This window comes from Pantoea osteomyelitidis, assembly GCF_044342975.1.
Lineage (GTDB): Bacteria > Pseudomonadota > Gammaproteobacteria > Enterobacterales > Enterobacteriaceae > Pantoea > Pantoea osteomyelitidis.
In genome coordinates, this window is the sequence record NZ_JBGFSN010000004.1 from 986,735 (window position 1) to 1,008,162 (window position 21,428).

Here is a 21,428-nt window from a genome sequence, read left to right on the forward strand (position 1 = left end):
TTATTTTATGCGGTTTGCAGCGTTGTCTCAGGCGCCTTGCGCGTCACCCACTTACGCAGCGTGACATAGAATACCGGCGTCAGAAACAGGCCGAACAGCGTGACGCCCAGCATGCCGGAGAACACGGTAATGCCGGTGACGCCACGCACTTCAGCGCCTGCGCCTTCACCTAAAATCAGCGGCACGGTACCGGCGATAAAGGCGATAGAGGTCATCACGATGGGCCGCAAACGCAGACGACACGCCTGTAGCGCCGCTTCCACAATCCCTTTCCCTTGCAGCTCCAGCTCACGGGCGAACTCGACGATAAGAATGGCGTTCTTGCAGGCCAGCCCCATCAATACCACCAGCCCGACCTGGACGAACACATTGTTATCACCGCCGGTCAGCCAGACGCCGACCAGGGCGGAGAGCATGGTCACCGGGACGATCAGAATCACCGCCAGCGGCAGCGTCCAGCTCTCATACAGCGCGGCCAGCACCAGGAAAGCCAACAGCACGGCCACCGGGAAAACAATCAATGCTGTGTTGCCCTGGCTGGATTGCTGAAAGCTGAGATCGGTCCATTCGATATTCATTCCGTTTGGCAGCAGTCCACTGGCCATCGCTTCAACTTTCTTCATCGCCTGCGCCGAGGAGAGCACGCGCGGATCGGCATCGCCAATCAGGTCTGCCGCCGGATAGCCGTTGTAGCGAATCACTGGATCGGGACCATAAGTGGTAGTGATATGCACCATGCTGCCGATGGGAACCATCTCGCCGCGATCGTTGCGGGTGCGCAGGTTGGCGATATCCTCCACGCTGTCGCGAAACGCCCCGTCAGCCTGCGCCATCACGCGCCAGGTACGACCAAACAGGTTAAAATCATTAACGTAAGAGGAGCCGAGGTAGGTTTGCAGGGTGGCGAACAGGTCGGTGAGCGAGACGCCCTGCGCCTTGGCCTTATCGCGGTCAACCTGCACATCCAGCTGCGGCACGTTGGCCTGATAGGAAGAGATGGGATATTGCATGCCCGGCGTCTGCATCACCCCGCCGGAAAGGGTATTGATGGCGCTTTGCAGTGCCCCGTATCCCAGCCCGGCGCGATCCTGCACATACAACGAATAACCGGACCCCTGGCCCAGCCCGAGAATCGGCGGCGGCATAATCGAGAAGCCGAACCCCTGTTGCAGGCGGCTGATTTTCGCATTGAGCTCCGCATTAATCTCCACGGCGCTTTTGTTACGCTCGCGGAACGGCTTCAGGCCGAAAAACACCGTGCCGGTATTAGGGGTATTAGTAAACTGCAACACGTTCAGGCCAGGAAACGCCACGGCATATTCGACGCCTTGAGTTTTCATGCCGATCTCGCTCATCGCGCGGATCATCTCATCGGTGCGCGCCAGCGAGGAGCCTTCCGGCATTTTCACGCCGCCAATCAGATAAAGCTTGTCCTGAGTGGGGATAAAACCGCCCGGCACAGTGTGAAACACCCAGCCGGCCCCGGCCAACAGCAGCACATACACGGCAAATACCGCGCCGCGCCGGTGTAGCGTTTTGGCCACCACGGACTGATAGCCATCTGAGCTGCGCTGGAAAAAGCGGTTAAAAGGTCGGAAAAGCCAGCCGAGCAGACGATCGATCAGGCGCGAGGGCAAATCCTTTGGCGCCCGATGATCGCGCAGCAGTTTCGCCGCCAGCGCCGGGGAAAGGGTCAACGAGTTAATGGCGGAAATCACCGTTGAGATAGCGATAGTCACCGCGAACTGCTTATAAAATTGTCCGGTGACGCCAGAGAGAAACGCCATCGGCACAAACACCGCGCAGAGCACCAGGGCAATGGCGATAATGGGACCGGATACCTCGCGCATCGCCTGATGCGCCGCCTCGCGCGGCGTCAAACCCTCTTCAATGTTACGCTCAACGTTCTCCACCACCACAATGGCGTCGTCCACCACAATACCGATCGCCAGCACCAGCCCGAACAGACTCAGGGTATTTAGCGAAAAGCCGAGCAGGTAGAGCACGCTGAAGGTGCCGACGATGGAAACCGGCACCGCCAGCAGCGGAATAATCGATGCGCGCCAGGTTTGCAGAAACAGAATCACCACCAGCACCACCAGCGCCACCGCTTCCAGCAGCGTCTGAACCACCGCCTTGATGGAGTCGCGTACAAAGATAGTAGGATCGTACGGCGCAGCCCACTGCACATCTTCGGGAAAGCGGGTCGCCAGTTCATCCATTTTTGCCCGCACGGCGTTGGAAAGATCGATGGCGTTAGCTCCCGGCGCCTGAAAAATACCGATGCCGACAGCATCTTTATTGTTCAACTGCGAGCGCAGGGCGTAGCTGCCGGAACCCATCTCAATGCGCGCCACGTCGCGCAGCCTGACTAATGAACCATCCTCAGAGGATTTCAGAATAATATCGCCGAACTGCTGTTCCGTTTGCAGGCGGCCCTGAGTGTTGATGCTGAGCAGAAAATCGCTCTGTTTCGCCAGCGGCTCGGCCCCCAGCTGACCGGCAGAGACCTGCACGTTCTGCTCCTGCATCGCGCTCACCACATCCGAGGCGGTGAGGCCGCGCGCGGCTACCTTGTTGGGATCAAGCCAGACGCGCATCGCATATTCGCCCGCGCCGAAAATCTGTATCTGGCCTACGCCCGGCAGCCGCGCCAGCTCATCCTTTATTTTCAAAGTGGCGTAGTTGCGCAGGTAAAGAGAATCATATTTGCCGTGCGGCGAGAAAAGATGCACCACCAGCGTCAGGGTCGGCGACTGTTTCTGTGTGGTAATGCCGAGACGACGCACATCTTCCGGCAGCCGCGCTTCCGCCTGCGCCACGCGGTTTTGCACCTGCACCTGCGCCTGATCGGGATCGGTGCCGGGACGAAAGGTCACGGTAGTGACCAGCACGCCGTCGGATCCGGCGACCGACTTCATATACATCATATTTTCCACGCCGTTTATCGCTTCCTCCAGCGGCGTGGCGACCGAATCGGCGATCGCTTTCGGGTTAGCGCCGGGGTATTCGGCGCGCACCTGCACGCTGGGCGGCACTACGTCGGGATATTCACTGACCGGCAGCAGCGGAATGGCGATCAGCCCGGTGACAAAAAACAGAATCGACAGCACGGCGGCAAAAATCGGCCGATCGATAAAAAAGCGGGAAAAGTCCATAGTCGTGGTCCCTGGCGAGATTAGCGAGCAGTGGCGGCGCGCATGGCGACCTGCCGCGCAGTAACAGTCATTCCGGGCATAAAGACTTTTTGCACTCCATTGACGATCACCCGATCGTCCGGCTTCAGACCCTGCTCAATGATGCGCAATCCGTCCGCCATCGCGCCGGGCTGAATATCGCGGCGCTGCGCTTTTCCCTGCGCATCCAGCACATAGACATATTTGCGATCCTGATCGGTCAGCACCGCCTTATCGTCGATCAGCAGCGCCTGAAACTCGGCGCTGCCCGGCAGGCGCACGCGCGCAAAGAGACCGGGAGTCAGCAGGCGCTGCTGGTTATCAAGCAGGGCGCGCATGCGGATGGTGCCGGTGCTGGCGGTGAGCTGGTTATCGAGAAAATCGACGCTGCCACGGTGGGGGAAATTCTCTTCGCCCACCAGCGCCACCTCCACCGGCAGGGTGCTGCGATGCTGCCCCTGACGCGTCATCGACTGATAGTGCAGATAAGTGCTTTCATCCACGTCGAAGTAGACGTACATGCGATCCTGCGAAACCAGCGTGGTGAGCACGCTGGCGCTGTCGCCTGCGGTGACCAGGTTGCCTGCGGTGATCATCGCCCGGCTGGCGCGGCCAACGATAGGCGCGATCACGCGAGTAAAATCGAGATTAAGCTGTGCCATATCTACCGCCGCCGCCGCAGAGAGCACCTGCGCCTGCGCCTGGCTGGCGGCGGATCGCCGTTGTTCCCACTGTTCGCGGGAAACCGCCAGCGAGCCGATCAGCTTTTCCGTGCGCGCCGACTCGCTGCGTGCGAGGCTTGCTTCACTGCGCGCCCGTGCCAGCTCCGCCTGGGCCTGCTCCAGCGCGGCGCGCCACGTGCGGTCATCAATGGTAAACAGCACCTGACCTTTTTTTACCTCTTCACCTTCGCGGTAATTCACTTTATCGATGTAGCCGGTGACGCGTGGCCGCAGCTGAACGCTCTCCACCGCTTCCACGCGGCCGTTGAAGCTATCCCACTGGCTCACCGGTTTAACAATCACGCTGGCAACGCTGACTTCCGGCGGCGGCGGGGCGTTTTGCGCCACGCCATCATCACAGCCAGCAATAATCCCCGTCAGCAGCGCCATTCCCAGCAGGCCTGAAACCTGACTTACCCAATTCATATGCAGCTTCATAATCATGATTCCGCTTGTCAAAAGTGACGGCCCTGCGGCCGAAAGTGTAATTTGAACGAATACATTTATCGCAGCGATTGTAGGAACAGCCCTTCAATAACTGCAAGAATATCTGATACACTTTATGTGCGGTTTTGTCCGGCACGCTGCGCTTGTTGCAACGGCAAGCGGAAAGCCCCTACGGGAAGTGCGGCATTTAATGCAATAATAGAACTTGCATTTAGTGTCATAGTCAGTCACCTTTAAAGTGTAACTGCAACAGATACTAATACTGTTCGTCATAACGACGGGAGAAAATGGGATGATGAGCGACGCATTTATTCACGATCTGATTAGCTGGATCGACAACAATATTGAAGCCCGACTGGATCTCGACACCGTGGCAGAGCGCGCGGGATACTCCAAGTGGCACCTGCAACGCATGTTCAAAGAGCACACCGGGCATCCGCTGGGTGAGTATATCCGGGCGAAAAAACTGAAAAAATCGGCAGATCGGCTGAGTAATAGCAACGAACCTATCCTCAACGTGGCTATTTCTCTGGGATTTGACTCACAGCAGTCCTTTAACCGCAGCTTCAAGCGTCAGTTCGGCGTGGCACCGGGCGCATGGCGACGTCACAGCACGCAGCCGCAGATTATGCAGTAGTCCCCGCTGGGGCCGGCATCGCCGGCCCGCGTTATATGCAGCCGGGAAAGCTGCTATCATCTGCATCCTTTTCTCAGGGATGCCACTATGTCGAAAAAACTCTGGATTGGGCTCATCATTGTCCTGGCGGTCTGCTGGGCGGGGCTTAAACCGCATTTCAAACCGGCTTCAAGCTCTGCCGGAGAATCCATCAGCGCGCTGACCGACGCCACGCGCGTGGCCAGCTGGCTACAGCAGCATCATCAGCTACCCGATTATTACATCAGCAAAAACGCGGCGCGCCGTCAGGGGTGGGATGCCGGGAAGGGCAACCTTTGCGAGGTGCTGCCGGGCAAGGCAATAGGCGGCGATCGCTTCAGCAACCGTGAAAAACGGTTGCCTCAGCAAGCGGGACGTCAGTGGTATGAGGCGGACGTCAATTACCGCTGCGGTCATCGCAATGCGGATCGTCTGCTGTACTCCTCGGACGGACTGATTCTGCTCACCACCGACCACTACCGCAGCTTTAAAAAGGTACCGTAACCATGCTGATTATTACGCTCGATTTTCGTCAGCTGGAGGATCGCCAGGATCTTTACCGGCAGCTTATTCGCCAGAGCAACGGGCCTTTTACCTTTGGTAACAATCTTGATGCGCTCTGGGACTGGCTCACTGGCGGCATGACGCTGCCAGCGCATATCCGGCTACGGCATCTTGCGGAGCATGCGGATCCCACGCAGTTTTATGAGGTGATTACCCTGATGCAGGAAGCCGTCGCATCCCTCGACGGCGAATTGCAGGTGACGCTCGATTAATTGCGCAGCGGCTTCAGCAGCGCGTTGAGCACCTCGCGCGCCTCAACCGGCAGCTCGCCGCCGCCGGTAAAGCCGTTGTTTTCCACGATCAGGGTATTCAGCCCAACCAGCCAGTCATAAATATAGAAGGCGGTATGGTTAGCTGGTGCCGCCGAGAGCCGCGTCAGTCGCTGACCGGCAGCAAAATTGACGCTGGGGGCAGGCGGGCGAGAAAAAATCTTCTGGCCGCGATTCACGCGGCTGGCGGGCCGTTCCGCTTCCGGACGCTGCAAAAAGCCGAGCCAGGCGACAAAATCCCCCAGTACCGTCATCGCGCGCGACACCTGACGATCGGCGCGGGCGTCGTGGCTCGCCTGCTGTGCGTCCGGCTCGTGCAGCGCCTGCTGCAATTTTTCCGCGATACCGAGGCGGAAACTGGCGGTAATCAGCTCCTCGACCAGCATCTCCAGCGTGGCCTTATCAATATTCAGCAGCGTCAGCAGACCGGGATTTTCCGGCAGCTGGCGCAAGTGGCCGAGCCACAGCGTCAGTACCTGCTGGCCGAAACGTTGCTCAATGCTCTGGCTCTGCTCGGAAGCGATGCGTTCCGCTTCAAAAGGGGAGTCGCTGAAAAGATCGAATTCAAAACCGATGCCGAAATGGGGCTGGGTGGAAGCGGGGGCCGTGGCCGTGAAGCGTTCGCCGCTCTCCTGCGGCATCAGCCAGAGCTGACGCAGCGCATCACGTGCGGGCTGTAAACGCTCCAGCAGTTCGCCGTGCAGACCCGTACGATGCTGCAAACATTTCAGCAGGGTATCGGCAATTGCCTGTTTTTTTGCTGCCTGCTGGGCATTGGCTTCCGTCTCGGTCCAGGGGGCCAGCAGCCGATCCACCACCGCCGTTTGCAGGTGCGTCAGCTGGGCTGCGAGTTTTTCCCGGCGACCTTCCGGCTGCATTTCGCTGCTCAACCATTCGCTCATGCGCTCCACCCCGGCACGATCCAGTGCCAGCATCGATCCCCAGCTCTGGCCGGGTTGACCAATCTGGCGCTGTACCGCCTCATCAACGTTATGCTGCTGATGGCGCGCGTCCCAGGCGGTGATCGCCCAGATCAGGCGCGGCTTTTCGCCGCTCTGCAACGCGGGCTGGTGAAGGTGCCATTCACGCAGCACCTGGCTGGCGAGTTCGGCATCCTGACGCTGGCTGGCGGCAGTACAAACCAGCAGTAAATCAATTCCCTGACGCTCGGCATACCAGCCGGGCAGCAGAGCGCGCTTCATTTCCAGCAGGCTGGCGCGTAGCGGATCGCGTGCCGTCAGCAGACGACGATCCTCCGCCACGTTTTCATCCATCGGCACGCCGGGCGCTGGCAGTTCCAGCATATCGGCGTCATCGTAGAGCGCCTGACGCGGCGTGGAGCTGAGCGGGATCACCAGTTCACGGGTCAGCAGCATCAACGTGCCCAACGCCACGGTTTGTGGTTTGCCGATGCGCAGGCCTGCTAACGGACAAACGTCGATCGGCTCCGCCGTATCGCTTTCCGCGCCGCTGGCGATCAGGCGCTCCGCCGGTAGCTGTGACGCATCCACCAGCAGGCTAACCGGCGCCAGCAGACGCTGGCAGTTACGCAGCTGATGGCGCTGATGCACCAGCATGCGCCAGGTTTCCGTGAGTTCAGGCTGCTGCGGCCAGAGCAGAGCGAACAGCTCGGCGCGATCGTCAACGCTGAGCCAGGGAGCAAGCTCAATCGCCTGCGGCCAGAAATGGCGATCCAGCAGATCGCGATGAGGACGGTTGCGTCGGCACCAGGCCCAGAGAGCGACCAGCGCATCGCTTTCCAGCCCGGCAACGCCCTCCGACACCTTGTGACGCTGTAACTTTTTCAGGGTGCTTTCGATCTGGCGCACATCGGGTATCGCAGCGGCATCGGCCACGCCAGTCAGCAGTCGCAGGATTTCCGCCTCGTTCAGCAGCTCCAGCTCCACCGGCCACTGTTCGGAAAGCGGTTCCCGCTGATGACTGAAGCGCGTGGCGGCAGCAAAATCCAGGTTGCCCGGATTGATATGGCTGAAATAGTTCAGGGATTTCTCGCCCAGTCGGGTGATGAGCTGGCCCTGGGCGTCGGCGACCATTTCGCTCAGCAGCCAGGCTTTTCCCGCCTGTGACTGGCCATACAGCGCCAGCGTCGCCGGGCGCGCCAGCTGTTGAGCCAGCGTCGCCGCCTGAAAACGGGCGCGGCGCAGCTTCACGGTCAGGGTCTCCGCCTCCAGCGCCAGGCGCGGCGTATGTTGACGGTAGCTTTCCACCCAGCTCAGGCTGCCGCTCAGGCTCTCCTGCAAGGCGGTCAGGCGTTTGCTGAGCAGGTTTTGCGGTTGTTTTGCTCTGACAGTTCTCATTTTTTATAGACGCTCCCGCTGTCAATCCAGTATTGCGCGTTGGCATTGCCCGTCGCGGAGAGGGTGTTCAGTTTCAGGCTCAGCTGCTCAAGCGGCACGCGCGTGCCGTCATCGAGACGGGCATCGCTCAGCACAAAGCGCTCCGGGCCGAGCGCGTCCGGGCCGGGCTTCACTGCCAGCTTGACGCGCAGCACGCTTTCGCCTGCTACCTTGCGCGCCAACGCCGCGTCAGTGATCGACAGACTGTAAAGCGGCGAGGCGGGCCAGCGGTCGTTATCGAGCTGACGGAAGCCGAGGCAGACATTGCCGCGAATGCGGAAGCTGGCTTTGCGCTCCAGGCCGTAGCAGCTGTCGTCCAGGTCGATCTCGCTGTAACAGAGATTATCGTCGCTGAGCGCCTGGTTTTCATCCAGCATGCCGAGATAACGAATAGTGGAGTACGGCTCGAAATCACCGGCGCGGAACCAGAAGCTGCTCAGGCGCAGATCCAGCGCCAGCAGGCAGAGCATGGCGCCCACCGCGGCGGTGGATTTCGGATTGTCGATGCGCCCCTGTTTGTTAAAGGGATACCAGTCGCTGGTGTGATAGCCTTCCAGCGAAAGAATGCGGCTGCCCGGCAGCGGTTGCAAATGGCGCACCAGCGCCTGAATGCCGGGGAAGCGCGACGGCCTTCCGGTCAGCAGCAGCACGTCGCACTGATAAAGGGAAACCACTTCACACATCGCACGCAGCGCCGGAATAATGGTCATACGGTGCTGTAAAAATTCCGCATGCAGCTGCGCCAGACTTACCACCAGCGGAACCTCAAGCAGGTCGAAGCGGGCATCGCTGCCCAGCGCGCGCTGAATTTCGCCGTTGATGAAGCCGAGCACCGCATCGCCGGGCCGCTGCGGCAGCAGCTCGCCGAACAGCGCGTTGATCTCCGCATGGCTCTCCAGCGGATCCCAGCTTTCATAGCGCTCCAGCACCGCCTGCGCCAGCGGAATAAAGAGTTGCAGCGTCGCCTGCTGACGCAGGGTCGCCTGTCCATCCATGCGGCTGTCGTAGCCGAACAGCCGGGTCATTACCGGTTCCGCCAGGCTGAGGCCCGCTTTCTGTAGCGCGCTTTGCAGCGCAGGCAGGATCCAGATCTGAATCACATCCAGCAGAATGTCGTCGCCGGCCACCTTGAAGCCTTCACGGAACAGCAGGCGCGGGGTAATTTTAACGTTGTTGCCCTGGCCGTCATCGAGGCGATATTGCGTAATGGCGAGGTCGGTGGTGCCGCCGCCAATATCGATCGAGGCGATACGCAGGCTTTTACCCGGCAGCTCGTCACTATCCAGCGGACGATCCGGGCGCACCATGCTGGAGAAAAAGGCTTCTGCGCGTCCGGCAAAGTTCACCTGGGTCTCGTTAAACAGCCAGACCATCTGACCGCAGGTCGCTTCATCCCACTCCATCTGCACGTCCGGCACCGGTTTGCGGCAGCGGCGGATGCTTTCTTCGGTAAACGGCTCATCCGCAGCGTGCCAGCCTTCCGCTTTCCATACCAGCGCGATCGCCTCCTGCATGCGGCGACGGAAAATTTCACGCTCCGGCTTCGGCATCGCCGACGGCAGCGTCAGAATCACATGGCGCAGCTGGCGCGGCGCCAGGCTCTGCGGCATCCGCTGACGCTGGGCCGCGCTGTTCATCTGCATCATCGCCTGCGCCAGCAATTCGCACAGCATAAAGGTCATCAGCGAGCTGCGGCTGTAGTGGGCGGAAAACACCGGCAGGCGTTCGTCGATCGGCAGCGCATAAAGCGGCTGGCCTTCATCATTCACCAGCGTGGTGAAAGGGGCGGCGCTGGCCATCGGCTCGTCGGCATTGCCGGTCTGATTAAAGCGCCAGCCTGGCTGATAGCGCGCTTCGTCCCAAAGGTAGCGACGCGGGCTGGAAATTCCGGTGGTGCCTTCGGTTCCGGCGCGTTGCAGCGCGAGGCGGCTCGCTTCGCGCCCGACGCGGGTCAGCGACGGCCAGAGAAAAGCATTTTCACGCCCGCTCTCCAGCGAGAAGTTAGCCTTGCCGAAGCGCGCCTCGGCAAACTCCACGCGGCTGTCGAACATTTCGTTGTAGACCCGATGCGGCTGCGACAGATCGCGCAGCTGCAATTCATAGGTCTGTTTCAGGCCGTTGCTCTCTTCAGCATGATCTTCCACCAGAATGCCGCAGGTGTGCGAGTTGCCGACATCAAGAATGATATCGACGTTCACCGCCGGGGCCTGCAGCGTGGCGGCCTGAATATGGATCTCGTCCAGCTTCAGCTGTTCGCCCAGCATCTCCAACAGGTTGAGGTAGTGCGCCTGATATTCGAACTCACGCAGCGCCTGCACGATCTCCTGCTCGCGGCGCGCTTCGTGCAGCGTGACGCGGTCGGTAAAGGTTTCGCGCAGCCAGCCGTCAACCCAGGTAAGGTCAAGAAAACCGCCCAGCTCATAGTTGTGCCAGGCGAGGGCGAAATTCACGCCGTTCTGCGCGTCCGCCGCGCTCAGGCCGAGCGTTTCGCCGCCTTCATCAGCGGCCGCCAGGCGGGTGTCAAACGCCACCGAGACGCGATGAGTGTTGCCTGCCGCATCGGGCTGATCCAGCGCGACAAGGCGCATGCGCGCCCAGTTCTCCGGGCCGCCGATAAAACGGCGCGGCGCGGTGTAGCGCAGCACTGGCAGCGGCAGCCAGCAATCGGTAAGCAACGCCAGCGAGGCGGCGAGTTCGATATCCGACTCCGGACGCACCACTTCCGGCGCGCCGCCGTCGGCGGGATAGAGCAAAAATTTGCCGCTGTTGCCATCCACGTTCAGGCGCAGCAGCGGGCCGTTTGCGGTCTGGCGCACAAACTGGCGGCGGGCATCGCGCGCCGCCAGGCGCAGGCCAAAATCAAGAAACTGAACACCGCTGTCTTCAATCAGCGTGATTTTTTGTTTTTCGTCGATCAGGGGAGCCAACATGGTTACTTACTCTCACGCTTAATCGTCATCGGGAATACCTGGTCGTCACTGTAGCGGGCTTCGCAGCTGGCCGCGCCTTCGCCCTGTTTGCAGAACAGCTGCGGCATACGGTAGCGCGAGCCGTCGCTGCAACGTGCCGGGTATCGGCTGCGAATCACCAGATTACCGGAGCTCATCAGCCCGGTGGTGATATCTGCCTTACAGCGAATGCCGTCGCCCTGGATCACCAGCGCGCTGCCTTTGCCGTTTTTAAACTGATAACGCAGGCTGGGCGGCTTGCCGGTGGGCAGTTTGGTCTCCAGCAGGGTAACGCGCCAGCGGCCATCAAGAAACTTTGTCGATCCCACGCGTACTGCGTCAGGCGACATCACCAGATCGTCCGCTTTAGCGGGCGCTGTGGGCAAAGGCGGCGTCTCGACGTTAGCAAGGGTAGCAGAAGGCGCAGGTTCAACGCTGACCGTGGCGCTGGCTACCGGCAGAGTCTGCGCCAGCAGGATGGCGGACGCCATGACCGCAGGCGGCTGTGCGTGCTGCGGTGTGGAAACAGGCTGCGGCGCAACGGCGGGCGCTACCGGCTCAGGCGAATGTAGCAGCAGCGTGACCGCGGCGGCGGCGGCGATCGCCACCGGTGGCAATGCCCACCATCCGCGCACGACGCGGGCGCGGGCGCGACGCGGCTCGGCGGCAAGCACCGGCGTCGGTTGTTCAGCTGCGGGTTCCGGCAGCGGCTCAGGCTCGACGACTGGCACCACTTCCGGCTCCGGCGCGTCGGCAGGCTGGTTGAATTCAGGCGGCAGCAGCGTGGGCAGATCTTCATGCAGCGTTTCACGCAGGCAATCGAGCGCATCGGCACGCGAACGCGCGTCCAGATCGACAAATCCCCAGAAGGTGATGACCGGTTTACCGTCTACCAGGTAGACATATTGCTGATCGGGAAACTGAAAGCTTTTGCTGAGCAGGGCGCCGAACAGACGCATGGCGGGATTTTCCGCATTGCGCGCGTTTTCACTGAGCGTGGCGACATCCTGCTGGTTAAGGGTCAGCTGCTGTAATGCGCTGCGACGTTCATGGTCGCTGGCGGCGAGCCAGGATTTTACCCGGCCGCTGAAGGGCGCATACCAGTCGAGACGGTCGCCTTTGTCGTTCGGCTGTGGGATGGCAAAACAGTTTGCCAGCGTGGTTTGGCGGCGCAGCCGCAGAGTTTCGCGAATTTGCAGCGCAGAAGCATAAACCGGCTGGCCATTTTCACCCAAAGCCAGTACCGCATCCAGTTTGCCGCTGCGAAGAAATGTTTTTGCCACCGGTATTGGCCCTTATCTGAGGTTGTCTGAGGCAGAAAATCGTGTGTTATCGGCGATTGAGCTGATTTTACGTCGGGCAATCACCAATCAAACGGCGGAAAAAGGGGATAAATGGGTGGGTTTTACCGGGCTAATCGGTTGCCTGGCGATTAATTGCGCAGCGGCGCGCCGCCGCCGCTTGTGATCCATTCAGCTCGCCGTCGGACGCGACAGCAGCAGATGCGCCGCCATTCCGCCAACCAGTCCCCAGAACGCCGCGCCAATTCCCAGCAACGAAACGCCGGAGGCAGTGATGAGAAAGGTGATCAGCGCGGCATCGCGCTGATGGGCTTCAGCCAACGCCCGTTGTAAACTTCCGCCCAGGGTCGCCAGCAGCGCCAGTCCGGCCAGCGTCTGGATCAACACCAGCGGCAGCGCGCTGAACAGCAGGCCAATCAGCGCGCCGAACAGCCCCGCCAGCAGATAAAAACCACCCGCCAGCGCCGAGGCGATCCAGCGACGGCGCGCATCGGGATGAACGTCTTCGCCCATACAGATAGCGGCGGTAATCGCCGCCACGCACACCGAGAAGCCGCCAAACGGGGAAAGCAGCAGGGCGGTGATACCGGTCCAGCTCATCAGCGAGGAAACCGGGGGCGTATAGCCGTGCGCCTGCAAGTTGACGATACCTGGTGCATTTTGCGACGCCATGGTAACGAGGAAATAAGGCAGCCCGATGCCGATTAGCGCGGAGAGGGTAAAGTGCGGCATTACCGCGTGGGGCAGAACAAAGCTTACCGCCTGCGCGGGAAAATGCAGGGTGCCCTGCCAGAGCGCCATCGCAACGCCCGCCAGCAGGGTGCAGAGAATGGCATAACGCGCCAGCCAGCGGCGACTGAGCAGCCAGGCCAGGCACATGCTGCCGCATAAGACGAAATGACTTTGTAGTCCGGCAAAGGCATCCAGCCCGAAACGCAACAGAATCCCGGCCAGCATCGCGGCGGCAATTGCCTGCGGGATATGGTTCATCACGCGGGCAAACAGCCCGGTTACGCCGCTCAGCACAATCAGCGCATTGGCGAAAATAAACACGCCGATCGCGTCGTTGAGTGAAATGCCGTGAAAGCTGGTAGCCAGCAGCGCCGCGCCTGGCGTCGACCAGGCGGTAAGGATCGGCATGCGATACCAGAGCGACAACCCCAGCGAGGTGATCCCCATCGCTACGCCCAGCATCGAGAGCCAGCCGCCAATTTGCGTCGGGCTGGCACCTGCCGCCTGCGCTGCCTGAAAAATAATCGCCGCCGAGCTGCTGTAGCCGACCAGCACAGCGATAAAGCCCGACACCAGCAGGGGAAACGAGAAGCCGTGACGTGAAGTAAGCGTATGCATCGCAGAAATCCGGTTGTGCGTTATAACGCTCAGGGTGCCATAGTGCGCTATAGCGCACAAGTGCTACACTGCCGGTTTTGCATCAGGAGGAACGATGGAAACTCTGCATCACCATCTCAGTAGTGCCCTGAAGCAGCTGCGTCAGGCCAATGGCTGGAGCCTCGCGCTGGCGGCGGAGCGCACCGGCGTCAGCAAAGCGATGCTCGGACAGATTGAACGCGGCGAATCGAGCCCGACGGTGGCGACCCTGTGGAAAATCGCTACCGGTTTTAACGTGCCTTTTTCCTTTTTTATTCACGACAACGACGCGGGAACCGGCGCGGGAAAGGCTTACAGCCAGCAAAATGCCCGGATGCAGGTCACTTCGCTGCTACCCTATGATCAGCGGCTACGATTCGACCTGCTGGCGGTGGAGCTTGCCCCCGGCGCGCAAAGCGACTCCTCCGCCCATGAAGCGGGCGTGACCGAGCAGGTGGTGGTGATACAGGGGGAGCTGATGTTGGCAGTCGCCGGACAATGGCATCATCTGCGTGAGGGTGAGGCGTTTCAGTTCGCCGCCGACGTGCCGCACAGCTATCGTAACCCGCTGCAGATGCCGCTGCGCTTTCACAGCCTGATTCACTATCTGCGCCGCGGCTGATCTTACAAATTGATACGAAGGTAAACTACCCAGTTTGCCTGACTATTTATATACTGCCGCGCAAAATGCAAGAGGAGGAAGCCATGAGCGATGTGACATCTTCCGCTGCGGCGCTGCGTACGGTGATCGGCAAGCTGGGACGCCGTCTGCGTGAATCTGCGCCGCCGGGCGATCTTACCTGGTCACAGGTGGCGGTGCTGGGTTATCTGGTGCGCGACGGCGAGATGACGGTAACCGAACTGGCTGCCGCCGAAGGGGTGCGTACGCAGTCAATGGGGGCCACGGTCGCCAGCCTGTTGGAGGCGGAGATGATTGTGGGCGAACCCGATCCCGCCGATGGCCGCAAGACGCGCTATTCGCCAACGGAGCGCAGCCTGCAGCTCATCGCCAGCAACCGGGCGATGCGCGATGACTGGCTGCTACAAATCATCGAAACCCGGCTTTCATCAGAAGAGCAGCAGCAACTGCTGCACACCATTCCCTTGCTGCAACGAATTGCCGACCAATAAATCCTGAGAGGAATAAACATGGCTGTAACCACGCTTGATGCAAAAACCGCCCTGATCGTCATTGACCTGCAAAAGGGGATTGTCGCGCTGCCGGTCAGCCACGATCCGCAACCGGTGATCGCTCTTTCCGCCAGACTGACGGATGCTTTCCGGGCGAAAAACCTGCCTGTGGTACTGGTAAATGTTGCCGGCGGCGCGCCGGGCCGTACCGGACAGCCGCGTCATGCTGGCGAACTGCCTGCCGACTGGGCGCAGCTGGTGCCGGAAATGACGCCGCAGTCGGGCGATCTGACCATTACCAAATATACCTGGGGCGCGTTTCACAACACGGCGCTGCACGATGAATTGCAGCAGCGCGGCGTAACGCAGGTGGTTATCTGCGGTATCGCTACCAGCATCGGCGTGGAATCCACCGCGCGTCAGGCCTATGAATTAGGTTACAACGTCACGCTGGCGACGGATGCAATGACCGATCTTGATATCAACACCCATAACAACAGCGTTGAGCTGATTTTCCCGCGTCTGGGCGAAACCGGCACCACCGATGAAGTGCTGGCGCTGGTTAACGCGCTGTAAGAAAAAAAGGGCCGAAACTTTCAGTAAGTTCGGCCCGTTTAATCTATTCCCAGGGGTTCAGCAGCGCGACGCCCATCCCTTCAAAGTCCCGCGTATTGCGGGTCACCAGAACCATGTCATGCCGCCATGCCGTCGCGGCGATCCATGCATCGCACTCGGATCGTCTGTCCGGGACATGCAGACGCGCGCAATAGAGCGCGATTTCCGCATCCATCGGCAGGGTGCGTTCAGCAAACTCACGCAGCACATGATGGCTGAACCAGTGACGTAGCAGCTGGGCCTGAAGTTTATCTTTTCGTTCATGCTTCAGGATACCTTTTTCGATCTCCATCAGCGTGAGCGCAGAAATAAACATATCGCCTGCATCAACGCTTTCAGCCCAGCGTACAACGTTGGGATCGATCTTCAGCGTCCCTGCTTTTCGTAATTCGGAAATCACGTTGGTATCCAGTAAATAATGCATCAGAAATCCACATCCCGGTGTGTAATGAGTGCACGTTCAGGTTCAAAGTTGATATCAGCCACCTCAGGCATGGCGAGCGCGCTGAGTATGCTGCGCTGACTGCCGTTCAGCTTTTTATAAGCTTCATAGGTTAACAGCACATGGGCAGGCTGGCCGCGATCGGTAATATAAACCGGGCCGATTTCAGCCGCTTTTTTCGCGCGCGATACTTCCTGGTTGAAAGCCCGGCTGGTAAAAGTCGTAACAGGCATAACGCCCCCTCTTTTGTAGCAACGTAACTACATTAATCTACTTCAGCGCAGAAAAAAGAGCAAATTTTAAACGATTACTGAAACGCGTAGCTCAGGGTTAATCCCACGCTGTAGTTTCTGCCCGGCGCCGGTTCGAAGTAACGGCCATTGCTTTCATTTACAATCACCGAACCCACGTAATTGCGGTCAAAAAGATTATCCACGCGGCCAAAAAGATCCATCGTCCAGTTGCTCACCAGCCATTTATAGCCGCTAGTCAGCGCCGCCACGGTATAAGAGGGAGCCTGTGCGTCGTTAGCGTCATCCGCCTCGATATGGCTCATGTAGCGCAGCTCCGCCCCTGCGTACCAGCCCTGTTCCGGCGCGTACGCCAGTCCTGCATACGCCATATTGCGGGCGATGCCGGGGATACGGTTGCCGTCGCAGCTGTCATCGCCGCAGGCGTTGCTACGATAGCGCGCGTCCAGCAGGGTATAAGCCATCTTCAGCCGCCAGTCCCAGCCGAACTGCTGATCAAAGCCCAGTTCCAGACCGCGACGTCGCGTTTCACCGGCGTTTTTGTAGGTGGTGCGGCCGCCGCTGCTGCTGTCCGCTACGATCTCATCCTGAGTATCGGTCTGGAACAGCGCAGCGGTGAGCAGACCGTTGCCGAGACGTTTTTTCGTACCCAGCTCCAGGGTATCGCTGGTGGCGGGTTTCAGGCCGATGTTCAGGCCCGATTCACCGCCAGAGCGGTAAGAGAGTTCATTAATGGTCGGCGTTTCAAATCCGCGCCCGGCGGAGAGATAAGCATTCCAGCCGTTATCGATCGCGTATTTCAGCGAGGCGGCGGGCAGCCATTTGTGATAACGCGCATCGCCGCTGTCGTCGCCGTTCGCCAGATAATCGTCATTGGAGTCGAAGTTCACCGTGCTGAAGCGCACGCCCGCATCCAGCGACAGCTTATCGGTCAGCTGCCAGGCAGTTTGCAGGTAGGGATCGAGATTCCACATCAGGTTGCGCTCGTTGCGGCGCAGATTGCCCTGAGTGCCGTAATCGGTCACGCCGTTGCTGACGGTGAAGTTCTCGTAGCCTTTGCGCCGTTCGGTCATGGTTTCATAATCCAGCCCGCCGGTGAAGGTGACCGGCAGCGTCAGCAGCGTATCGCGATGCGTCCAGCGCGTATCGATGCCCTGATAATGACGGGTCAGATCGATCACACCACCAGGGTGGCTGGGATTGCTCTGTACGCTGGCAGGAATCGACTGGAACTGGGTAGTTTCGCGGATACCGGCATACATCATCACGCTGAGATCGTCATTTTTACTCATTTGCCGCTGATAGTGCAGGCCGCCTTGCGTCTGGTCCACGGTTTTACGCGTGTTATAGAGCGTGACGTTGCTGACTACCTGACGCGGATTCTCATGCCACTGATCTTCCGTCAGCCCGCCCGGATCCTGCGCTTCGACGTGTACGCTGTTAAACAGCAGCGTCAGGGTACTGACATCATTCAGCCGCACACCGAGCTTCGCATTGCCCAGATTTTTCTGCGCTGCGCTGTGGTCGCGATAGCCATGGGTAGTAAAGCGCGAGGCAGAGACGGTGTAATTCACATCGCCCGCCTGGGTGCCGTCGCCGGTCGCGCCGCTCGCCTTGACGCTGTTGCGCCAGCTGCCGTAGCTGCCGTACCAGCTGCCTGCTTCCAGCGTGGTGGGCTGCTGGCCGGTTTGCGTTTCGACATTGATCACGCCGCCGGATGCGTTGCCGTAGAGCGCGGAAAAAGGCCCGCGCAGTACTTCCACATGATCCACCGAGTTGATATCAATGTTGGAGGTCTGTCCCTGTCCGTCCGGCATGGTGGCCGGGATGCCGTCCACATACATGCGCAGTCCGCGTACGCCGTAGGTGGAGCGCGAACCGAAGCCGCGCACCGAAATCTGCAAATCCTGCGCGTAGTTTTGTCTGTTCTGGATTTGCAGGCCGGGAACGCTGCTGAGATTTTCAGAAAGGTTCACGCGCGGCGCGGCCTGACGCATTTCATCACCGCTGACCACGCTCACCGCCGCTGGCGTATCCAGCTCAGAAAGACCGCTGCCCGCCGGTGCCGCGTTAACTACCAGAGTATTGCTGGCCTGATCGGCGGCCAGTACGCCAAACGGCAGCATAACCAATAAAGGGAGCGGTGCGTGACAACGTAACGTAATTTTCATAGTGAAAGACCGTAAAAAAGAGAAGAAACGAACCATCAGGAACATTATGGCGCGCAGGTTAATGTTTTGTCACATATATGAAAAGCACAACATCAAGGATTTTGCGGCGGCCAGGGTGAAAAAAGCCAGACCGGGGCAGCCTGGCGGCGGAAACTGAACGATAAGGTCGCTATTCAGGCATGGCAAAAGTTTTAAACAGCGGCTTCGCTTCCTGCACGCGCGTCAGCGCTTCAAGCGCGGGAAAACTGGCCGGCACATAGCTGCCGGGCAGCATGCGCTGGATAAAGGTCCAGACCACGGCGCTGGTGAGCGTAAAGAGATCGGTTTGTTCAGCCGGGTGAGCGACGGCCAGCGTTTCCCACTGACGGCAGGCGGCTCCCAGTTGACCATGAATACGATCCAGCCAGGGCTGATGCTGTTTCTCTTCCGGTCTGAGGCGATGCTCATAAACAATCTGCACCGCTTTGTCACAGGCGGCGAGAGCGAACGAAACGCCGCTTAACGCGCGCGCCCGTTGTTCCGTCTGTAACGGCAACAGTGCATTTCCCGCCGTTGCCGACGCCTCAAAATGCTGAATAATCAGCGACGAGTCCATCAGCAGCGTGCCATCATCAAGGCGCAGCGTGGGTGCTTTGACCACCGGGTTTACCTGCTGAAAGCGGGCAAAATCGGCAAAGACCGACAGCGGCACCAGCCCGAACTCTACCTCCAGCGCGCGTAGCGCAATTGCCGTACGGCGCACGTAGGGCGAGCCGAGCGTTCCAAATAACTCCATAATCACTCCTGATTTTATGAGATAAGCGACTACTATAGCGCGTGATGAGGTGTGGATGCGCTCAGGCTGCAACCTTATGCGTTGTCACACACGCTTACGTTTTTTTCTCCACAGCAGCGCGTGCCTTTGCTTTAGTAATCAAAAACTCAGGCGACGCCTGCGTTACAAATGCGTCATGCCAGTCATAATGACAACAACATCACCATGAGGGAGTAAACATGAGTCAACAACCAACGGTTGCGGTGCTGGGCCTGGGCGCAATGGGCCACGCTTTTGCCGCCAACCTGCTGAAAAAAGGCTTTACCGTACACGGCTGGAACCGGACGCGGGCGCGTGGCGAGGATCTGGAGAACGCCGGGCTGAAGCTGGCGGAGGGTCCTGAGCAGGCGGTCGCTGACGCGGAAGTCGTTATTGCCATGCTGGCTGACGGCAACATCACCGAAAGCGTGTTTAAGCAGATTGAAAAATCCCTGAAGCAGGGCGCTATTGTGTGCCAGATGGGCACCATCGGCACAGAAAAAACCGATGCGTTGATCGCCCATCTTGCCAGCGCACGCCCGGATGTGATTTATATTGATGCGCCCGTTTCCGGCACCAAAGCGCCGGCGGAAAACGCCCAGATCCTGATCCTCGCGAGCGGCGATAAAGAGAAAGCGCAGGCGCTGGAACCGGTTTTTGCCGCCATCAGCAAAGGGGCGCAGTGGCTTGGCGAGGCGGGGGCCGGATCGCGCATGAAGCTGGTGATTAACAGCTGGCTGATTGGCCTGATGCAGAGCCTGGCGGAGAGCACCCGGCTGGCGGAAGAGTTTGGTTTCAGCACCGACGATCTCTGGAAGGTGCTGGATGGCGGACCGCTGGCGGCACCTTACGCCAAAGTGAAGCTGGGAATGATCGAGAGCGGCGACTTTACTCCGCAGATGCATCTGATCTGGGCGCTGAAGGATGCGCGTCTGGCGCTGGATGCGGCGAACCACAGTCAGCTTCCGGCACTGAAAAATATCGCCGACCTATGGCAGCAAGCGGTTGATGCGGGCTACGGCGAGCAGGATCTGTCGGTGATTTACCAGTATCTGAAAGATCGTTAAGCCTCAGCCGCCGGTCCGTTCAGGCTGGCGGCGTCTTAAACCCTTAACCCTTCGCGTTATGCATTTCCCCGCTAACCACATGCAGAATCGGCATCTGTGTTTTTGCCGTTCCGGTTTAGGCTGATGCCTTTCACCTTTAGCGGGAAACCTATGAACAAACTCTCTTTTCTGGCCCTTAGCCTGCTGCTGAGCGGGGTCGCCGCACAGGCGGAAACCGTAACGCTGCGTATCGCCGATCAAAAAGGCAATATGCACGCGGAAATGGAAGCGGCGCGCCAGCTTGATAATCTCTCTTATCGCATCGAATGGGCAGAGTTTCCCGCCGCCGCGCCGCTGGCGGAGGCGCTGAACGCCGGTGCGGTGGATGCGGGAATTATTGGCGACGCGCCGCTGCTGTTTTCCATCGCGGCGGGTTCGCAGGTGAAAGCGGTGGCGGTAAGCAAATCCCAGCCCACCGGCACCGCGCTGGTGGTCGCGCCCGATTCGCCGCTGAAAAACGCCGCCGATCTGAAAGGAAAAAGCATCGCCACCGGGCGCGGCTCGATTGGTCATTTTCTTGCGCTCAAAGCGCTGGAGCAGGCGGGCGTCAGCGCAGACGCGGTAACCTGGCGTTTTCTCACGCCTGCCGATGCGCGTATCGCGCTGGTGAACGGCTCGGTGGACGCCTGGGCAACCTGGGATCCCTATACCGCGCTGGCAGAGGAGACCCACAGCGGGCGCGTGCTGGTCTACGGCAATGGGCTGGCGACCGGCAACAGTTTTCTTGCCGCCACCAACGCGGCGCTTAACGATCGGGCGAAGCGCGCGGCGTTGCAGGATTACCTTAGCCGACTTGCCGCCGCCGATCGCTGGGCGAACGATCATGTTGATGACTATTCCGCCACGCTGGCGAAAATCATCGGGTTTCCGCAGGCGGCGGCGAAAAAAGCTTTCTCGCGCCGCCAGTCGCACTGGCAAAGCATCGACGAGGCCACTATTCAACAGCAGCAGGAGACCGCCGATTTTTATCAAAAAGCGGGGCTGATCCAGAAAGCTCTCGACGTCAGGCCGACCTTTTATCGTGGGTTGCAGATTGCGCAACCGTAGCGAAACGTGCGCTTGCATTTGGCGAAACCCCGGCTGGCGCGTAGCATAGCCGGATGTTGTCTCGC

General features: G+C 59.7%; 18 protein-coding genes. 8 read left to right on the forward strand and 10 right to left on the reverse strand.

Annotated features, from left to right (window positions below):
* Positions 1–5 precede the first annotated feature (5 nt).
* Both oqxB and ABU178_RS09785 read right to left on the reverse strand, forming a co-directional pair.
* Positions 6–3,158 carry a multidrug efflux RND transporter permease subunit OqxB gene (gene oqxB / locus ABU178_RS09780; protein WP_397214270.1) on the reverse strand — a complete coding sequence of 1,051 codons (3,153 nt, stop codon included), beginning with the start codon at positions 3,156–3,158 and terminating at the stop codon, positions 6–8.
* Positions 3,159–3,178: 20 nt separating this feature from the next.
* Positions 3,179–4,324, reverse strand: coding sequence for an efflux RND transporter periplasmic adaptor subunit (locus ABU178_RS09785; protein ID WP_397215764.1), 1,146 nt, complete (start codon positions 4,322–4,324; stop codon positions 3,179–3,181).
* A gap of 313 nt (positions 4,325–4,637) precedes the next feature.
* On the opposite strand from ABU178_RS09785, the gene ABU178_RS09790 reads away from it, so the two are divergent.
* The 3 genes from ABU178_RS09790 (at position 4,638) to ABU178_RS09800 (ending at position 5,776) form a co-directional block, all read left to right on the forward strand.
* A complete protein-coding gene (locus ABU178_RS09790; RefSeq protein WP_397214272.1) occupies positions 4,638–4,982 on the forward strand; it encodes a helix-turn-helix domain-containing protein in 345 nt (114 codons plus the stop codon).
* A gap of 87 nt (positions 4,983–5,069) precedes the next feature.
* Complete coding sequence (locus ABU178_RS09795; protein ID WP_397214274.1) at positions 5,070–5,504, forward strand: ribonuclease domain-containing protein; 435 nt, start codon at positions 5,070–5,072, stop codon at positions 5,502–5,504.
* Between the two features lie 2 nt (positions 5,505–5,506).
* Positions 5,507–5,776 (forward strand): barstar family protein, encoded by a 270-nt coding sequence (locus tag ABU178_RS09800; protein WP_397214276.1) that lies wholly within the window; start codon positions 5,507–5,509, stop codon positions 5,774–5,776.
* Here ABU178_RS09800 and ABU178_RS09805 read toward each other — a convergent pair.
* From ABU178_RS09805 to ABU178_RS09820, 4 genes are all read right to left on the reverse strand, one after another.
* On the reverse strand, positions 5,773–8,151 hold the full coding sequence (locus ABU178_RS09805) for a virulence factor SrfC family protein (protein ID WP_397214278.1): 2,379 nt from the start codon (positions 8,149–8,151) through the stop codon (positions 5,773–5,775). The two genes, ABU178_RS09800 and ABU178_RS09805, sit on opposite strands and share 4 nt — an antisense overlap.
* Positions 8,148–11,120, reverse strand: coding sequence for a virulence factor SrfB (locus ABU178_RS09810; protein ID WP_397214280.1), 2,973 nt, complete (start codon positions 11,118–11,120; stop codon positions 8,148–8,150). Before ABU178_RS09810 ends, ABU178_RS09805 begins: the two co-directional genes overlap by 4 nt.
* Before the next feature lie 2 nt (positions 11,121–11,122).
* Positions 11,123–12,421: an SrfA family protein gene (locus tag ABU178_RS09815; RefSeq protein WP_397214282.1), complete on the reverse strand. Its 1,299-nt coding sequence runs from the start codon at positions 12,419–12,421 to the stop codon at positions 11,123–11,125.
* Between the two features lie 189 nt (positions 12,422–12,610).
* The gene (locus ABU178_RS09820) at positions 12,611–13,789 is read right to left on the reverse strand and encodes a benzoate/H(+) symporter BenE family transporter (RefSeq protein ID WP_397214284.1); all 1,179 of its coding nucleotides are present in this window, start codon (positions 13,787–13,789) and stop codon (positions 12,611–12,613) included.
* 94 nt (positions 13,790–13,883) lie between these two features.
* Here ABU178_RS09820 and ABU178_RS09825 point away from each other — a divergent pair, with 94 nt between their 5' ends.
* From ABU178_RS09825 to ABU178_RS09835, 3 genes are all read left to right on the forward strand, one after another.
* A complete protein-coding gene (locus ABU178_RS09825) occupies positions 13,884–14,429 on the forward strand; it encodes a helix-turn-helix domain-containing protein (RefSeq protein ID WP_397214286.1) in 546 nt (181 codons plus the stop codon).
* A gap of 83 nt (positions 14,430–14,512) precedes the next feature.
* Positions 14,513–14,938, forward strand: a complete 426-nt coding sequence (locus ABU178_RS09830; RefSeq protein ID WP_397214289.1) for a MarR family winged helix-turn-helix transcriptional regulator — start codon at positions 14,513–14,515, stop codon at positions 14,936–14,938.
* Between the two features lie 18 nt (positions 14,939–14,956).
* On the forward strand, positions 14,957–15,514 hold the full coding sequence (locus tag ABU178_RS09835) for an isochorismatase family protein (RefSeq protein ID WP_397214291.1): 558 nt from the start codon (positions 14,957–14,959) through the stop codon (positions 15,512–15,514).
* A gap of 43 nt (positions 15,515–15,557) precedes the next feature.
* On the opposite strand, the gene ABU178_RS09840 is transcribed toward ABU178_RS09835, so the two are convergent.
* The 4 genes from ABU178_RS09840 to ABU178_RS09855 form a co-directional block, all read right to left on the reverse strand.
* On the reverse strand, positions 15,558–15,977 hold the full coding sequence (locus ABU178_RS09840) for a type II toxin-antitoxin system VapC family toxin (protein WP_397214293.1): 420 nt from the start codon (positions 15,975–15,977) through the stop codon (positions 15,558–15,560).
* Positions 15,977–16,228, reverse strand: a complete 252-nt coding sequence (locus ABU178_RS09845; protein ID WP_397214295.1) for a type II toxin-antitoxin system Phd/YefM family antitoxin — start codon at positions 16,226–16,228, stop codon at positions 15,977–15,979. The genes ABU178_RS09840 and ABU178_RS09845 overlap by 1 nt, the downstream gene beginning before the upstream one ends.
* A gap of 74 nt (positions 16,229–16,302) precedes the next feature.
* Entirely contained in the window at positions 16,303–18,417 is a 2,115-nt protein-coding gene (gene pqqU, locus ABU178_RS09850) for a TonB-dependent receptor PqqU (protein ID WP_397214297.1), read from the reverse strand.
* A gap of 169 nt (positions 18,418–18,586) precedes the next feature.
* Entirely contained in the window at positions 18,587–19,192 is a 606-nt protein-coding gene (locus tag ABU178_RS09855) for a glutathione S-transferase (RefSeq protein WP_397214299.1), read from the reverse strand.
* Positions 19,193–19,410: 218 nt separating this feature from the next.
* Here ABU178_RS09855 and ABU178_RS09860 point away from each other — a divergent pair, with 218 nt between their 5' ends.
* Entirely contained in the window at positions 19,411–20,277 is an 867-nt protein-coding gene (locus ABU178_RS09860) for an NAD(P)-dependent oxidoreductase (protein ID WP_397214301.1), read from the forward strand.
* A gap of 123 nt (positions 20,278–20,400) precedes the next feature.
* Positions 20,401–21,363 (forward strand): ABC transporter substrate-binding protein, encoded by a 963-nt coding sequence (locus ABU178_RS09865; RefSeq protein ID WP_397214303.1) that lies wholly within the window; start codon positions 20,401–20,403, stop codon positions 21,361–21,363.
* Positions 21,364–21,428 lie beyond the last annotated feature (65 nt).

What these genes read in the sequence shown, in the direction of transcription:
- ABU178_RS09805 (WP_397214278.1), bottom strand. Translation starts at nt 8,151, where the DNA reads ATGAGAACTGTCAGAGCAAAACAACCGCAAAACCTGCTCAGCAAACGC.
- ABU178_RS09800 (WP_397214276.1), top strand. Translation starts at nt 5,507, where the DNA reads ATGCTGATTATTACGCTCGATTTTCGTCAGCTGGAGGATCGCCAGGAT.
- ABU178_RS09785 (WP_397215764.1), bottom strand. Translation starts at nt 4,324, where the DNA reads ATGAATTGGGTAAGTCAGGTTTCAGGCCTGCTGGGAATGGCGCTGCTG.
- ABU178_RS09825 (WP_397214286.1), top strand. Translation starts at nt 13,884, where the DNA reads ATGGAAACTCTGCATCACCATCTCAGTAGTGCCCTGAAGCAGCTGCGT.
- pqqU (WP_397214297.1), bottom strand. Translation starts at nt 18,417, where the DNA reads ATGAAAATTACGTTACGTTGTCACGCACCGCTCCCTTTATTGGTTATG.
- ABU178_RS09840 (WP_397214293.1), bottom strand. Translation starts at nt 15,977, where the DNA reads ATGCATTATTTACTGGATACCAACGTGATTTCCGAATTACGAAAAGCA.
- ABU178_RS09845 (WP_397214295.1), bottom strand. Translation starts at nt 16,228, where the DNA reads ATGCCTGTTACGACTTTTACCAGCCGGGCTTTCAACCAGGAAGTATCG.
- ABU178_RS09855 (WP_397214299.1), bottom strand. Translation starts at nt 19,192, where the DNA reads ATGGAGTTATTTGGAACGCTCGGCTCGCCCTACGTGCGCCGTACGGCA.
- ABU178_RS09820 (WP_397214284.1), bottom strand. Translation starts at nt 13,789, where the DNA reads ATGCATACGCTTACTTCACGTCACGGCTTCTCGTTTCCCCTGCTGGTG.
- ABU178_RS09830 (WP_397214289.1), top strand. Translation starts at nt 14,513, where the DNA reads ATGAGCGATGTGACATCTTCCGCTGCGGCGCTGCGTACGGTGATCGGC.
- ABU178_RS09860 (WP_397214301.1), top strand. Translation starts at nt 19,411, where the DNA reads ATGAGTCAACAACCAACGGTTGCGGTGCTGGGCCTGGGCGCAATGGGC.
- ABU178_RS09795 (WP_397214274.1), top strand. Translation starts at nt 5,070, where the DNA reads ATGTCGAAAAAACTCTGGATTGGGCTCATCATTGTCCTGGCGGTCTGC.
- ABU178_RS09810 (WP_397214280.1), bottom strand. Translation starts at nt 11,120, where the DNA reads ATGTTGGCTCCCCTGATCGACGAAAAACAAAAAATCACGCTGATTGAA.
- ABU178_RS09865 (WP_397214303.1), top strand. Translation starts at nt 20,401, where the DNA reads ATGCCTTTCACCTTTAGCGGGAAACCTATGAACAAACTCTCTTTTCTG.
- oqxB (WP_397214270.1), bottom strand. Translation starts at nt 3,158, where the DNA reads ATGGACTTTTCCCGCTTTTTTATCGATCGGCCGATTTTTGCCGCCGTG.
- ABU178_RS09790 (WP_397214272.1), top strand. Translation starts at nt 4,638, where the DNA reads ATGATGAGCGACGCATTTATTCACGATCTGATTAGCTGGATCGACAAC.
- ABU178_RS09835 (WP_397214291.1), top strand. Translation starts at nt 14,957, where the DNA reads ATGGCTGTAACCACGCTTGATGCAAAAACCGCCCTGATCGTCATTGAC.